Below are 13,773 nucleotides of genomic sequence, written 5' to 3'. Positions count from 1 at the left end.
CGTCGGCCGTACGGACGGTGAACTCGATGTGTCGGTCCGGTGGACCGCTTCTGCCTCGGGTCGTTTCCCGGGCCGGTTCGGCTCTCGGTGGGGTGCTGTTAACTTTTCGTTGAGGCGCGGTTGGGCAATTCGCGGAATTCGATTCCTAGCGTCCTCGGCGTGCCAGCAAGTGCGAACAAGCCCCTCAGGGTGACGGTCCTCGCGGATTCCGACACCCGCTGGAAATGGGGCACGCTCACCGCGAAACGCATCGCGCCGCGTGACATCCGCCTGGACGGATTCCTGCTGCGGGGCCGCGCCACGCCCACCGCCCGCCAGCTCGGCGAGGTCGGGGTCCGCGCGGACTCCCTGCGGGAGGTCACCGCGGCCGAGTTCCTGCGCGCCATGGACGAGGAGCCCTGCGACGTCCTCGTGCTCGCGCTGGTCGGCGGCGGGGTGCAGGCGATGCTGCACGGACTGGCCCGTGCCTGGGAGGACCGGCCCCGCCGGCCCGTCGTCGTCACCGGCTACGTCGGCGTCGTCTACGAGAAGCTCACCGACGGCCTGCTGCTCCGCCACGGCGCCGATCTGGTGCTCGCCAACTCCCGCGACGACGCGGAGCGTTTCCGCGCCGTGTACGAGGGCGTCGGCGCCGACGCGGACGCCGTCACCGAGGTCGCGCTGCCGTTCCTCGGGGGAGCGCCCCACACCGGCGGCCACGCGCCGTACACGGTGGTGTTCGCCGCCCAGCCGTCCGTGCCGGAAACCCGCGCGGACCGCACGTACCTGCTGAACCGGCTGGTGGAGCACGCCCGCCGCCACCCCGGGCGCGAGGTGCTGCTGAAGCTGCGCTCCCGGCCCGGCGAACACACCACGCACATCGAGGAACTGCCCTACCAGAAGCTGGCCCGCGGCCTCGGCCTGCCCGCCAACCTGAGCCTGGTCTACGGGCACATGGGCGAGATCCTGGACCGCACCGACCTGCTCGTCACCGTCAGCTCGACGGCCGCCCTCGAGGCGCTGCACCGGCGCATCCCCACCGCGGTCCTCACCGACCTCGGCATCCGCGAGGCGCTCGGCAACCACCACTTCGTGGGCTCCGGCTGCCTCGCCTCCTGGGACCAGCTCGACGCCGGACACCGCCCGGCGCCCGACGAGAAGTGGCTGGCCCGGCAGGGCGTCGCCGCGGACGGCACGTACGCGACGGCCTTCGACACGGCCCGCGCCCGCATCGCCGAACTGCTCGACGCACCCGGCGGACTCCCGCCGCTCACCCCGTACTACACACCCGTCACCGCGCCCGGCTATCTGCCCGGCGTCCTCGCCCGCCACCACCTCGGCCCCGACGGGACGCCGCTGCCCGGCGCGCCCGCCGGGGACCGGGCGCCCGGCCCGGTCCGGCGGGTCGTGCGCCGCACCGCACGCGGCGCCTACCGCCACGGCGTGCAGCGCGTGGCCCCCGTGATCCGCCGCATGGGCGAGCTGTGACCGCCCCGCCCTCTTCTCCAGGAGCTGACCCCATGTCCGACCCAACGGCCGCCGTCCGCCGGGTGCTCGCCGTGATTCCCGCCCGCGGCGGCTCCAAGGGCGTCCCCGCGAAGAACCTCGCCCCCGTCGGCGGCGTGCCCCTGGTGGCCCGCGCCGTACGGGAGTGCCGCGCCGCCCGGCACGTCACGGACGTGGTCGTCTCCACCGACGACGCGGCCATCGCCGAGACCGCGCGGCAGGCGGGCGCCGAGGTCGTGCTGCGGCCCGCGGACCTCGCCGGGGACACCGCCACCTCCGAGGCGGCCGTGCTGCACGCCCTGGACGCCCACGAGGCGCTGCACGGCGCCCGCGTGGACGTCGTCCTGCTCGTGCAGTGCACCAGCCCCTTCCTCACCCGGGAGGACGTCGACGGGGTGGCCGCCGCGGTCGCCGACGGCGGCGCCGACACGGCGGTGACCGTGGCCCCGTTCCACGGCTTCCTGTGGCGCGACGCGGGCGCCGGCACCCCGGGCGCCGGCCTCTCCGCCGCCGGTCACGGTCCGGTGCCGGGCACCGTCGAGGTATCCGCCCCCGACCGGGGCGCGGGCACCGGCGCACCCTCCGGCCCCGGCGACGACCAGGCCGCCGGCGCGGAGCCCGCCACCACTGCCGCCGGAGGCCACGGGGTCAACCACGACAAGTCCTTCCGCCCCCGCCGCCAGGACCGTCCCCAGGACTTCCTCGAGACCGGCGCCGCCTACGCCATGGACGTCGCCGGGCTGCGCGAGCACGGCCACCGCTTCTTCGGCCGCACCGACCTCGTGCGCACCGACCCCGCGCGCGTCCTGGAGATCGACGACCCGCACGACCTCGCCCGGGCCCGCGCCCTCGCGCCGCTCCTCGACACCGGGCGCACCGGCCTGCCCACCGCCGACGACATCGACGCGGTGGTCCTCGACTTCGACGGCACCCAGACCGACGACCGGGTGCTGATCGACGCGGACGGACGGGAGTTCGTCTCCGTGCACCGCGGCGACGGCCTCGGCGTCGCCGCCCTGCGCCGCAGCGGCCTGAAGCTGCTGATCCTGTCCACCGAACAGAACCCGGTCGTCGCCGCCCGCGCACGCAAGCTCAGGATCCCCGTGCTGCACGGCATCGACCGCAAGGACCTCGCCCTCAAGCAGTGGTGCGAGGAACAGGGCATCGCGCCCGAACGCGTGCTCTACGTCGGCAACGACGTCAACGACCTCCCGTGCTTCGCCCTCGTCGGCTGGCCCGTGGCGGTCGCGAGCGCCCACGACGCCGTACGCGGCGCCGCCCGCGCGGTCACCACCCTCCCCGGCGGTGACGGCGCCGTCCGAGAGATCGCCGGCTGGATCCTCGGTCCCTCTCTCGATTCCCTCCCCCAGTAAGGAAACCCCTGGTCATGAGCGACTCCCGCATCCGCACCCTCGGCGACCGCGAGGCCGGCCCCGGCCGCCCCGTCTACGTCACCGGTGAGATCGGCATCAACCACAACGGCGACCTCGACAACGCCTTCCGGCTGATCGACGCCGCCGCCGACGCCGGCTGCGACGCCGTCAAGTTCCAGAAGCGCACCCCGGAGATCTGCACCCCGCGCGACCAGTGGGACATCGAACGCGACACCCCCTGGGGCCGGATGACGTACATCGACTACCGGCACCGCGTGGAGTTCGGCGAGGACGAGTACCGGCAGATCGACGCCTACTGCAAGGAGAAGGGCATCGCCTGGTTCGCCTCCCCATGGGACACCGAGGCCGTCGCCTTCCTGGAGAAGTTCGACGTGCCCGCCCACAAGGTGGCCTCCGCCTCCCTCACCGACGACGAGCTGCTGCGCGAACTGCGCGCCACCGGGCGCACGATCATCCTCTCGACCGGGATGTCCACCCCGAAGCAGATCCGGCACGCGGTCGAGGTGCTCGGCAGCGACAACATCCTGCTCTGCCACGCCACCTCCACCTACCCGGCGAAGGCCGAGGAGCTGAACCTGCGGGTCATCAACACCCTCCAGCAGGAGTACCCGAACGTCCCGATCGGCTACTCCGGCCACGAGACGGGCCTGCAGACCACCCTCGCGGCCGTCGCCCTCGGCGCGGTCTTCGTCGAGCGTCACATCACCCTCGACCGCGCCATGTGGGGCTCCGACCAGGCCGCCTCCGTCGAACCCCAGGGCCTCCAGCGCCTCGTCCGCGACATCCGAGCCGTCGAGGCATCCCTCGGCGACGGCGTGAAGAAGGTCTACGAGTCCGAGCTCGGCCCGATGAAGAAGCTGCGCCGGGTGGCGGGCGTCGTCGCCGAGGCGGAGATCGCCACGGCCGCCGGCGAGCCCGTGTCGGTCTGACCCGCCCTCATCTTCACCCCTACGACGGGAACGGTCGTACGTCGATGAGCCCTCGCGCCGGCCGCACCGGCCCCCGCACGCTCGCCTTCGTGGAGAGTCCGGTCCAGCTGCTCAACGTGCTGGAGTGGGCGCACGCCCACGCGCCCGGCGCGGGACTCGCCATGGTGGTGCTGTCCCCGGTCGACCCGATGACCCGCGGCCAGCTCCGCCGCATGGCCGAACTGGCCCGTGAGGAGGGGCACGACGTCCGCTGGGAGGAGGCGCGCGGGGGAGCGTCAGCCCCGCTGCGCACCATAGGCGGCCTCGCCGTGCCGCTGCGGCGGGCCCGGCGGGTCGTCCTCGGCGACCCGTTCTCCCGCTACGTGCAGCTGCTGCTGACCATCACCCGGGCGCCCGAGGTGGTGGTCGTCGACGACGGCACGGCGACCATGGAGTTCGCCGGCCAGCTGGCCCGCGGCGAACGCCTGGTGCGCTGGCACCGCAAGGGCGGGCGCCCCGGACCCCGCGACCTGGCCCTCGCCCCGGTGTCCGCCGCCGCCCGGCGCCGGCTCACCCCCGGCGACGGCCGCACCGTGGAGGTGTTCACCTCCATGCCGATGGCGGACGTCCCACCCGGCGTCACCGTCCGCGCCCACACCTTCGCCTGGACCCGCGACCGCTTCGGACCGCCACGCGTCACCCGCGGCGCCGACCTGGTGGGCACCTCCCTGGTCGAGACGGGCGTGGTCAACGCGGACGCCTACGTGGCGGCGGTCGGCGCCCTGGCCCGGACCCACGGCGCCCGGCGGTACTTCGCGCACCGCCGCGAGACCACCGAGAAGCTCCACCGGCTGGCCGTCGGGACCGGCCTGGAGATCGTCCGCCCCGAACTGCCCCTGGAACTCGTCGCCCGCCGCGGTCCCGTGGGCCGAGAGGTCGTCAGCTTCCCCTCCACCGTCGTCCACACCCTGCCGCTCGCCCTGGCCGGAACCGGTGTGCGGATCGCGGTGTGCGACATCGACCCGGCGTGGCTCACCGCCCACGCCTCACCGCGCGCCCGGGGCTTCCTCGCCGACGTCGTCGGCACCGCGCGCGGCGCCCACCCCCTGCACCCCGCCCCGCCGCCGGACACCGGCCCGATGTCCGCCAGATGAACCGGTCCGCGTGGGTTGGGCCGGACGTGGTAACCGTGGAAGTACGGAAGGCGCCGACGCCCACGCCTGGCTGTGACCGGCCTCATGGCCCGGCAGGCCGAGTGCCCCTACCCTTCCCGAAAGGGCGGTGAGTGTACCCATCTCGCTGAACGGCTATGCGTAGGGCAGCCGGATTTTCTCCCTCCAACGGGCTGATTTTTCTTGATCAGGGGTCGGTGGAGCGCTTCGGAGCCCTACTCTTCAAAGGGTGAAGCCACTGATGTCACTGGAGTCCGAGATCGATCTCCCCGGGGGAGCGGTGCTCCCCGGCGCGCTGCCCGAGGCACTGCGCGCGGAACTCGTGGCGTTCCGGCGAGACCTCCACATGCACCCGGAGCTGGGCAACCAGGAGTTCCGTACGACCGCCGCGATCAAGGAGCGCCTGCAGCGCGTGGGCCTGCGCCCCCGCGTACTGTCCAGCGGGACCGGGGTGATCTGTGACATCGGGACGGACGAGGAGGCCGGCGCCGACGCCGCCATGCTCGCCCTGCGCGCGGACATCGACGCCCTGCCCATCCCCGACATGAAGGCCGGCTGCGCCTACCGGTCCACCGTGCCCGACCGCGCCCACGCCTGCGGTCACGACGTGCACACCACCGTGGTGCTCGGCGCCGGCCTCGTGCTGGCCGAACTGCACCGCCAGGGCCTGCTGCCCCGCCCGGTCCGGCTGATCTTCCAGCCCGCCGAGGAGGTGCTGCCCGGCGGCGCCGCCGACGTCATCGCCGACGGCGCGCTCGAGGGCGTCGGCCGGATCCTCGCCGTGCACTGCGACCCGCGCGTCGACGCCGGGAAGATCGGGCTGCGCCAGGGAGCCATCACCTCCGCCTGCGACCGGCTGGAGATCGCCCTGGAGGGCCCCGGCGGCCATACCGCCCGCCCGCACCTGACCACCGACCTGGTCACCGCCGCCGCCCGGGTCGTCACCGACGTGCCCGCGCTGGTCGGCCGCCGGGTCGACACCCGCAGCGGGCTCGCCGTGACCTGGGGCCGGATCGAGTCCGGCCACGCGCCCAACGTCATCCCGCAGCACGCCGAACTCTCCGGCACCGTCCGCTGCCTGGATCTGGAGACCTGGCGGCAGGCGCCGGACGTCGTGGTCGCCGCCATCGACGAGGTGGCCAATCTGCACCGCGCCAAGTCGGAGATCAACTACGTGCGGGGCGTCCCGCCGGTCGTCAACGAGGCCGGGGCCACGGAACTGCTGCGCGACGCGATGATCGCCCGCCGTGGCACGGAGGCCGTCGAGGGCACCGAACAGAGCCTGGGCGGGGAGGACTTCTCCTGGTACCTGGAGCGCGTCCCCGGCGCCATGGCCCGCCTCGGCGTCCGCACCCCCGGCGAGCGCATCGTGCGCGACCTGCACCAGGGCGACTTCGACGTGGACGAGCACGCCATCACCGTCGGTGTGGAGCTGTTCACCGCCGCGGCCCTGCTGGACGCGCTGCGGTAGACGGCGTACGTGTGACGCAAGGCGGCCGTGTCCCCGGCGGACACGGCCGCCCTTCCGTGTTCTCGCGTGCCGCCTCCGCCAGGCCCTCTCGGCTTGCGGGGCGGCCCCCCTGGGTGCAGCGTGGGGCGCGTGCAGACGCGTTTGCCCGTTTCGCTCCGCTGCGACCCCCTGGTTCACAAGGACGTAACCGGCCATCGGCACGAATGGATAACGGCCCCGCACGACCCCGTTCCCAGGAGTGTCTACGCGCGTTAATGTGCGCCGAACCGAGCACCCGCTGCGGGGCTTTGGAGAATGGGGAACTTCAGATGCGTCGGATATCCAAACTGACCCGCGTAGCGGTGGGGGTCGCTTCGCTCGCGCTCGCCGCCACCGCCTGCGGCGGAACCAGCGGTGACAACGGTGACAGCGGCGGTTCCAAGGACGACCTCGGCGTCGCCATCGCCTACGACATCGGCGGCAAGGGCGACCAGTCCTTCAACGACGCCGCCTTCGCCGGCCTGGAGAAGGCCAAGAAGGAATTCGGCTTCAAGACCGCCGACGTCGAGCCCACCGAGGGCGAGACCGACGCGGACAAGGAGCAGCGCCTGGCCTCGCTGGCCCGCCAGGGCTACAACCCGGTCATCGGCGTGGGCTTCGCCTACGGCCCCGCCATGGAGGCCGTCGCCGCCAAGTACCCCGACACCACCTTCGGCATCGTCGACTCCGTCGTCGAGGGCGAGAACGTCGCCTCCCTGGTCTTCGCCGAGGAGCAGGCCTCCTACCTCGCCGGTGTCGCCGCCGCCAAGGCCACCAAGAGCAACACCGTCGGCTTCGTCGGCGGCGTGGACATCCCGCTCATCCACAAGTTCCAGACCGGCTACGAGCAGGGCGTCAAGGACACCGACGCCAAGGTCAAGGTCGTCTCGCAGTACCTGACGCAGACCGCGGAGGAGGGCGGCTTCTCCAGCCCCGACAAGGGCAAGGCCGCCGCCGAGGGTCAGATCGAGAAGGGCGCGGACGTCATCTACCAGGCGGCCGGTCTCTCCGGCCAGGGCGTCATCGAGGCCGCGGCCAAGGCCAAGGTCTGGGCGATCGGCGTGGACTCCGACCAGTACAACCAGGAAGCCCTCGCCGGCTACAAGGACTTCATCCTCACCTCCGCCCTGAAGGACGTCGGCGGCGCGGTCTACACGCTGACCAAGTCGGTCCAGGACGGCAAGCCGCTCACCGGCACCCAGGTCTTCGACCTCAAGGTCAACGGCGTCGGCCTGTCCGACAGCAACCCCAAGATGGCCGAGATCCCGGGCCTGAAGGAGGCCGTGGACGAGGCCAAGAAGGGCATCACCGACGGCACCATCAAGGTCAACACGGAGTGACCCCGCTGCCGGACCCGGTCCGGCACCGGCCTTCCGTACGAAGCGGGCGGGCGCACCTCGCGCCCGCCCGCTTCGCCGTACCCCCGGAAAGGCCGTCCCGAAGCCGCCCGGGAGGCCCCGGGCGCTCACCGACCGCCACCTTCCCTTCGCGAACAGCAACGCCCCGTCCCGGCTGGCGGAACCAGCTTGAACACGGGCGCATAACAAGGTGGACAGAAGGGGTTTTCAGGCAGGTCTACGCGCGTTAATCTGCGGCGAAGCCAGCGCCGTACCCCGTACCGTTCCCGGCGCTTGTAAGACTAGGAGCACCACACATGCGCCGGATTTCCCGGATCACGGTCGCAGGCGCAGCGACCGCGTCCCTGGCCCTCGCCCTCTCCGCCTGCGGCGGCACCTCGACCTCCTCGGGCTCCTCGGAGTCGAAGGACGGCAAGGGTCTCGCCATCGCCTACGACGTCGGCGGCAAGGGCGACCAGTCCTTCAACGACGCCGCCTACGCCGGCCTGGAGAAGGCCAAGACGGAGTTCGGCTACGAGACGGCCGACGTCGAGCCCACCGACGGTGAGACCGACGCCGACAAGGAGCAGCGCCTCGTCTCGCTGGCGAAGCAGGGCTACAACCCGATCGTCGGCGTCGGCTACGCCTACGCGTCCGCCGTGAAGGGTGCCGCGGAGAAGTTCCCCGACACCACCTTCGGCATCGTCGACGACGCCACCGTCGAGGCGGAGAACGTCGCCGACCTGGTGTTCTCGGAGGAGCAGGCCTCCTACCTGGCCGGTGTCGCCGCCGCCAAGAGCACCAAGACCGACGTCGTCGGCTTCGTGGGCGGTGTGGACATCCCGCTGATCCACAAGTTCCGCGCCGGCTTCGAGCAGGGCGTCAAGGACACCGACCCCAAGGTCAAGGTCATCTCCCAGTTCCTCACGCAGACCGCGGAGGAGGGCGGCTTCTCCAGCCCCGACAAGGGCAAGAGCGCCGCCGAGGGCCAGATCGAGAAGAAGGCCGACGTGGTCTACGCGGCCGCCGGTCTGTCCGGTCAGGGCGTCATCGAGGCCGCCGCCGCCAACAAGGTGTGGGCGATCGGTGTCGACTCCGACCAGTACAAGCAGGAAGCCCTCGCCAAGTACAAGGACTCGATCCTGACCTCGGCGATGAAGGATGTCGCCAAGGCGGTCTACAACCTGGCGAAGTCGGTCGAGGACGGTAAGCCCGCGACCGGTATCGTCAAGGGCGATCTCAAGACGGGTGAGGTGAGCCTGTCGAACTCCAACCCGAAGTTCGCGGACGACGCCGAGCTCCAGAAAGCCATCGAGACGGCCAAGGAGAAGATCATCAGCGGCGAGATCAAGGTCAAGTCGAGCTGAGTCACACCCTGAACCACCGCGGGGTCGCGACCGCTCGACGGGGTGCGAGGAGCCTGGCTCCTCGCACCCCGTCGGTCAGGTGTGCCACCCCTTTGTTTGCCGAAGGGGCGCTACGCGCGTAGACGGCCCCCGTCCCCAGGAGAGTGCGTCATCAACGCGTCCAGCAGCCCTCCGGCCGGAGCGGCGGTCCACAAGACGGTGACCGCCGTGGAGCTCGCCGGGATCACCAAGCGCTTCCCCGGTGTCGTCGCCAACCACGACATCCACCTGACCGTCCGCAAGGGCACCGTCCACGCCCTCGTCGGCGAGAACGGCGCCGGCAAGTCGACCCTGATGAAGATCCTCTACGGCATGCAGAAGCCGGACGAGGGCACCATCACGGTCCACGGTGAACAGGTGAACTTCTCCTCGCCCGCCGACGCCATCGCGCGCGGCATCGGCATGGTGCACCAGCACTTCATGCTGGCGGACAACCTCACCGTCCTCGAGAACGTCGTCCTGGGCAGCGAGAAGCTCCACGGCATCGGCGGCAAGGCCCGCCGCCGCATCAAGGAGCTGTCCGAGCGCTACGGCCTGGACGTGCGCCCCGACCTCCTGGTCGAGGAGCTGGGCGTCGCCGCCCGCCAGCGCGTGGAGATCCTCAAGGTCCTCTACCGCGGCGCCACCACCCTGATCCTCGACGAGCCGACCGCCGTGCTCGTCCCGCAGGAGGTCGACGCACTCTTCGACAACCTGCGCGAGCTCAAGGCCGAGGGCCTGTCCGTCATCTTCATCTCCCACAAGCTGGGCGAGGTGCTGTCCGTCGCCGACGACATCACCGTCATCCGCCGCGGCACCACGGTCGGCACCGCCGTGCCCTCCGAGACCACCCCGCGCCAGCTCGCCGAGCTGATGGTCGGCAGCGAGCTGCCCACCCCGGAGACGGCCGAGTCCACGGTGACCGACCGGCCCGTCATCACCGTCGACAAGCTGCGCCTGGCCGCCCCCGGCGGCAAGGCCCTCCTCGACGACATCTCCTTCACCATCCACGAGGGCGAGATCCTGGGCATCGCCGGCGTCGAGGGCAACGGCCAGACCGAACTGGTCGACGCCCTCATCGGCCTGCGCCACGCCGACTCCGGCGTCATCCGGCTGGCCGACGAGGAGATCACCGGCTGGCCCACCCGCAGGCGCCGCGAGCAGGGCATCGGCTACATCCCCGAGGACCGCCACCGCCACGGCCTGCTGCTCGAGGCGCCCCTCTGGGAGAACCGCATCCTCGGCCACGTCACCGAGAAGCCCAACGCCAAGGGCGTCTGGCTGGACCCGAAGGCCGCCCAGGAGGACACCCGCCGGATCGTCACCGAGTACGACGTCCGCACCCCCGGCATCGACGTCACCGCCGCCTCCCTGTCCGGCGGCAACCAGCAGAAGCTGATCGTCGGCCGCGAGATGAGCCACAAGCCGCGCTTCCTGATCGCCGCCCACCCCACCCGCGGTGTGGACGTCGGCGCGCAGGCCGCGATCTGGGACCACATCCGCGAGGCCCGCCGCGAGGGCCTGGCCGTGCTGCTGATCTCCGCCGACCTGGACGAGCTGATCGGCCTGTCCGACACCCTCCGCGTGATCTACGACGGCAAGCTGGTCGCCGACGCCGACCCGGCCACCATCACCCCGGAGGAACTCGGCACCGCCATGACCGGCGCCGCCGAGGGCCACCTCGAACACGAAGAGACCCCTGCCGAGACCCAGGCCGACCTGTCCAAGTCCGCCGAGTCTCCGGAAGACGAGGCCCGCTGATGAAGAAGTTCGACAAGGAGCGCGTGCTCCTCGCGGTGGCCGGCCCGGTCATCGCGCTCGCCGTGGCCTTCGTGCTGAGCGCGATCGTGCTGGTCGCCTCCGGCAAGAACCCCGTCGAGCCGTTCGCTCTCATGTTCGAGCAGGCCGGGTACGCGGACGTCCAGGTCCTGATCATCAACCAGGCCTCGATGTACTACATCGCGGCCCTCGCGGTGGCCATCGGCTTCCGGATGAACCTGTTCAACATCGGCGTCGACGGCCAGTACCAGCTCGGCGCGATGATGGCCGCCATCGTCGGCGCCCACGCCAACCTGCCGGCGTTCCTCCAGGTCCCGCTGCTGCTGCTGACCGCGGTCTTCACCGGAGCCTTCTGGGCCGGCATCGCGGGCTTCCTCAAGGTCACCCGCGGCGTCAGCGAGGTCGTCGCCACGATCATGCTCAACGCGATCGCCACCTCGCTGATCGTCTACATGTGGAAGCCGGACGTCTTCGGCGTCAAGATCGGCAACAACAGCACCACCGGCGAGATGCACGAGTCCGGCTGGATCCCGGGCATCGACCTCGGCGCGGCCGGCGAGATCTACGGCCTGGTGATCCTCGCCGTGCTCCTCGGCATCGGCTACTGGGTCACCCTCAACCGCACCCGCTTCGGCTTCGACCTGCGCGCCTCCGGCGCGTCCAGCTCCGCCGCGGCCGCCAGCGGCGTCGACCCCAAGCGCATGGTCCTCACCGCCATGCTGCTCTCCGGCGCCATCGCCGGCCTCGCGGGCCTGCCGATCCTGCTCGGCGACTCGCACACGTACAACCTGAACTTCCCCACCGGCATCGGCTTCCTCGGCATCGGCATCGCCCTGCTCGGCCGCAACAGCCCGGTCGGGATCGTCTTCGCCGCCCTGCTGTGGGCCTGGCTCGACAAGGCGTCGCCCGAGCTGGACTTCCACGGCTACGACAAGGAGATCGCGGTCATCATGCAGGGCCTGATCGTCCTCTCGGTGGTCGTCTCCTACGAGGCCGTCCGCGAGTGGGGCCTGCGCCGCCAGCAGCGCCGGGTCGGCGCCGAACTCGCCGCGGGACACGTCCTGGGCGCCGACAACAACACCACGAAGGAGGTGGCCGGCCGATGACCGCTCCGACCACAGCGACCGACGTCAACCAGCCGTCGCTGGAGCACGCCCCGCAGACCGGCCGCCGCATGTCGCTGCCCGTCCTGATGCTGGTCATCGCCGGAGCCCTGGCCCTGACCTCGATCGTGCGCCTGATCACCGGCGCCGACGGCATCACCAACGTCAGCCAGATGTCCACCGCCCTCCAGCTCGCCGTGCCGATCGGCCTCGCCGGCCTCGGCGGTCTGTGGGCCGAGCGCGCGGGCGTGGTGAACATCGGCCTCGAAGGCATGCTGATCCTGGGCACCTGGTTCGGCGCCTGGGCCGGATTCCAGTGGGGTCCGTGGACCGGCGTCCTCGTCGGCATCATCGGCGGCTGCCTCGGCGGCCTGCTGCACGCCATCGTGACCGTCACCTTCAACGTCAACCACATCGTCTCCGGTGTGGCGATCAACATCCTCGCCCTCGGCGCCACCCGCTACCTGGCCCCCCTCGCCTTCGAGGGCCACCAGGGCGGCTCCGCCAAGCAGTCCCCGGCGGTCGAGTCCCTCGGCCACTTCACCGTGCCAGGACTGTCCGACTGGCTGACCGACCTCAACGCCAAGGGCTGGTTCTTCATCTCGGACATCGCCGGCCTGCTCGGCGGCCTGGTCACCAACGTCTCCTGGCTGACCCTGATCGCCGTCGCGCTGATCCCCGGCACCTGGTGGATCCTCTGGCGCACCCCGTTCGGTCTGCGGCTGCGCTCCTGCGGAGAGAACCCGGTGGCCGCCGAGTCCCTCGGCGTCAACGTCTACAAGTACAAGTACCTCGCCGTGATCATCTCCGGCGGACTGGCCGGCCTCGGCGGCGTCTTCCTCTCCATCGTGGCCAACCCCTTCTACCTGGAGGGCCAGACCAGCGGCCGCGGCTACATCGGCCTCGCTGCGATGATCTTCGGCAACTGGATGCCCGGCGGCCTCGCCATCGGCGCCGGCCTCTTCGGCTACACCGACAGCCTCAACCTGCGCGGCGGCTCCACCAACGTGCACGCCCTGCTGCTCCTCGGCGCGCTGCTGCTGGTCATCGGCGCCATCTGGCTGGCCATCCGCAAGAAGTACGTCAACGCGGTGATCACCCTGATCGTCGGCGCCCTCGTGTTCGCCTGGTACGCCGGCACCAACGAGGTCCCGAGCCAGGTCGTCGCCGCCACGCCGTACGTCATCACCCTGGTCGTCCTCGCCCTCTCCGCCCAACGGCTGCGCATGCCCAAGGCGGACGGCATGCCGTACCGGAAGGGGCAGGGCAAGTGACCGCGGCCGACGACGTCGACTGGGACGCGCTGCGCGCGGCGGCGCGGGACGCCATGTCCTACGCCTACGCCCCCTACTCGGGGTACCCGGTCGGCGTCGCGGCCCGGGTCGACGACGGACGCACCGTCACCGGCTGCAACGTCGAGAACGCCAGCTACGGACTGGGCCTGTGCGCCGAGTGCGGACTGGTCTCGGAGCTGCAGCGCACCGGGGGCGGCCGGCTCACGCACTTCACGTGCGTGGACGGCGGCGGCGAGATCCTCGTCCCGTGCGGCCGCTGCCGTCAGCTGCTGTACGAGTTCGGCGGCCCCGACCTGCTGCTGGAGACGCCCGAGGGCATCCTGCCCCTGTCCGAGATGCTGCCCCAGGCCTTCGGCCCCCAGCACCTCACCAAGTAACTCCCGTGCGGCCCCTCCCGACGGCCCCCGGCATCCCGGGCGGCGTCGA

11 protein-coding genes are annotated in these 13,773 nt (G+C 71.5%); all 11 read left to right on the top strand.

What is annotated here, in order from left to right; translation table 11 throughout:
- Nucleotides 1–159 precede the first annotated feature (159 nt).
- The 11 genes from ACF1AG_RS11000 (at nucleotide 160) to ACF1AG_RS10950 (ending at nucleotide 13,724) form a co-directional block, all read left to right on the top strand.
- On the top strand, nucleotides 160–1,467 hold the full coding sequence (locus ACF1AG_RS11000) for a DUF6716 putative glycosyltransferase (protein WP_359606286.1): 1,308 nt from the start codon (nucleotides 160–162) through the stop codon (nucleotides 1,465–1,467).
- Nucleotides 1,468–1,499: 32 nt separating this feature from the next.
- Nucleotides 1,500–2,858 (top strand): cytidylyltransferase domain-containing protein, encoded by a 1,359-nt coding sequence (locus ACF1AG_RS10995; RefSeq protein WP_391809634.1) that lies wholly within the window; start codon nucleotides 1,500–1,502, stop codon nucleotides 2,856–2,858.
- A gap of 14 nt (nucleotides 2,859–2,872) precedes the next feature.
- Nucleotides 2,873–3,808: an N-acetylneuraminate synthase family protein gene (locus ACF1AG_RS10990; RefSeq protein WP_359606290.1), complete on the top strand. Its 936-nt coding sequence runs from the start codon at nucleotides 2,873–2,875 to the stop codon at nucleotides 3,806–3,808.
- Nucleotides 3,809–3,852: 44 nt separating this feature from the next.
- Nucleotides 3,853–4,941: a hypothetical protein gene (locus tag ACF1AG_RS10985; protein ID WP_391809633.1), complete on the top strand. Its 1,089-nt coding sequence runs from the start codon at nucleotides 3,853–3,855 to the stop codon at nucleotides 4,939–4,941.
- 259 nt (nucleotides 4,942–5,200) lie between these two features.
- Nucleotides 5,201–6,430: a M20 family metallopeptidase gene (locus ACF1AG_RS10980; protein ID WP_359606296.1), complete on the top strand. Its 1,230-nt coding sequence runs from the start codon at nucleotides 5,201–5,203 to the stop codon at nucleotides 6,428–6,430.
- A 308-nt stretch (nucleotides 6,431–6,738) separates the two neighbouring features.
- Complete coding sequence (locus ACF1AG_RS10975; RefSeq protein WP_391809632.1) at nucleotides 6,739–7,788, top strand: BMP family protein; 1,050 nt, start codon at nucleotides 6,739–6,741, stop codon at nucleotides 7,786–7,788.
- Nucleotides 7,789–8,102: 314 nt separating this feature from the next.
- Entirely contained in the window at nucleotides 8,103–9,152 is a 1,050-nt protein-coding gene (locus ACF1AG_RS10970) for a BMP family ABC transporter substrate-binding protein (protein ID WP_359601178.1), read from the top strand.
- Nucleotides 9,153–9,350: 198 nt separating this feature from the next.
- On the top strand, nucleotides 9,351–10,931 hold the full coding sequence (locus ACF1AG_RS10965; RefSeq protein ID WP_359601177.1) for an ABC transporter ATP-binding protein: 1,581 nt from the start codon (nucleotides 9,351–9,353) through the stop codon (nucleotides 10,929–10,931).
- Nucleotides 10,931–12,055, top strand: a complete 1,125-nt coding sequence (locus tag ACF1AG_RS10960) for an ABC transporter permease (RefSeq protein ID WP_359753059.1) — start codon at nucleotides 10,931–10,933, stop codon at nucleotides 12,053–12,055. Before ACF1AG_RS10965 ends, ACF1AG_RS10960 begins: the two co-directional genes overlap by 1 nt.
- Complete coding sequence (locus ACF1AG_RS10955; RefSeq protein ID WP_359601175.1) at nucleotides 12,052–13,326, top strand: ABC transporter permease; 1,275 nt, start codon at nucleotides 12,052–12,054, stop codon at nucleotides 13,324–13,326. Before ACF1AG_RS10960 ends, ACF1AG_RS10955 begins: the two co-directional genes overlap by 4 nt.
- Nucleotides 13,323–13,724, top strand: a complete 402-nt coding sequence (locus ACF1AG_RS10950) for a cytidine deaminase (RefSeq protein WP_359601174.1) — start codon at nucleotides 13,323–13,325, stop codon at nucleotides 13,722–13,724. The genes ACF1AG_RS10955 and ACF1AG_RS10950 overlap by 4 nt, the downstream gene beginning before the upstream one ends.
- Nucleotides 13,725–13,773 lie beyond the last annotated feature (49 nt).

This window comes from Streptomyces sp. NPDC014764, from assembly GCF_043082785.1.
Taxonomy (GTDB): Bacteria; Actinomycetota; Actinomycetes; order Streptomycetales; family Streptomycetaceae; genus Streptomyces; species Streptomyces althioticus.
This window is presented reverse-complemented; position numbering and strand designations above follow the sequence as displayed.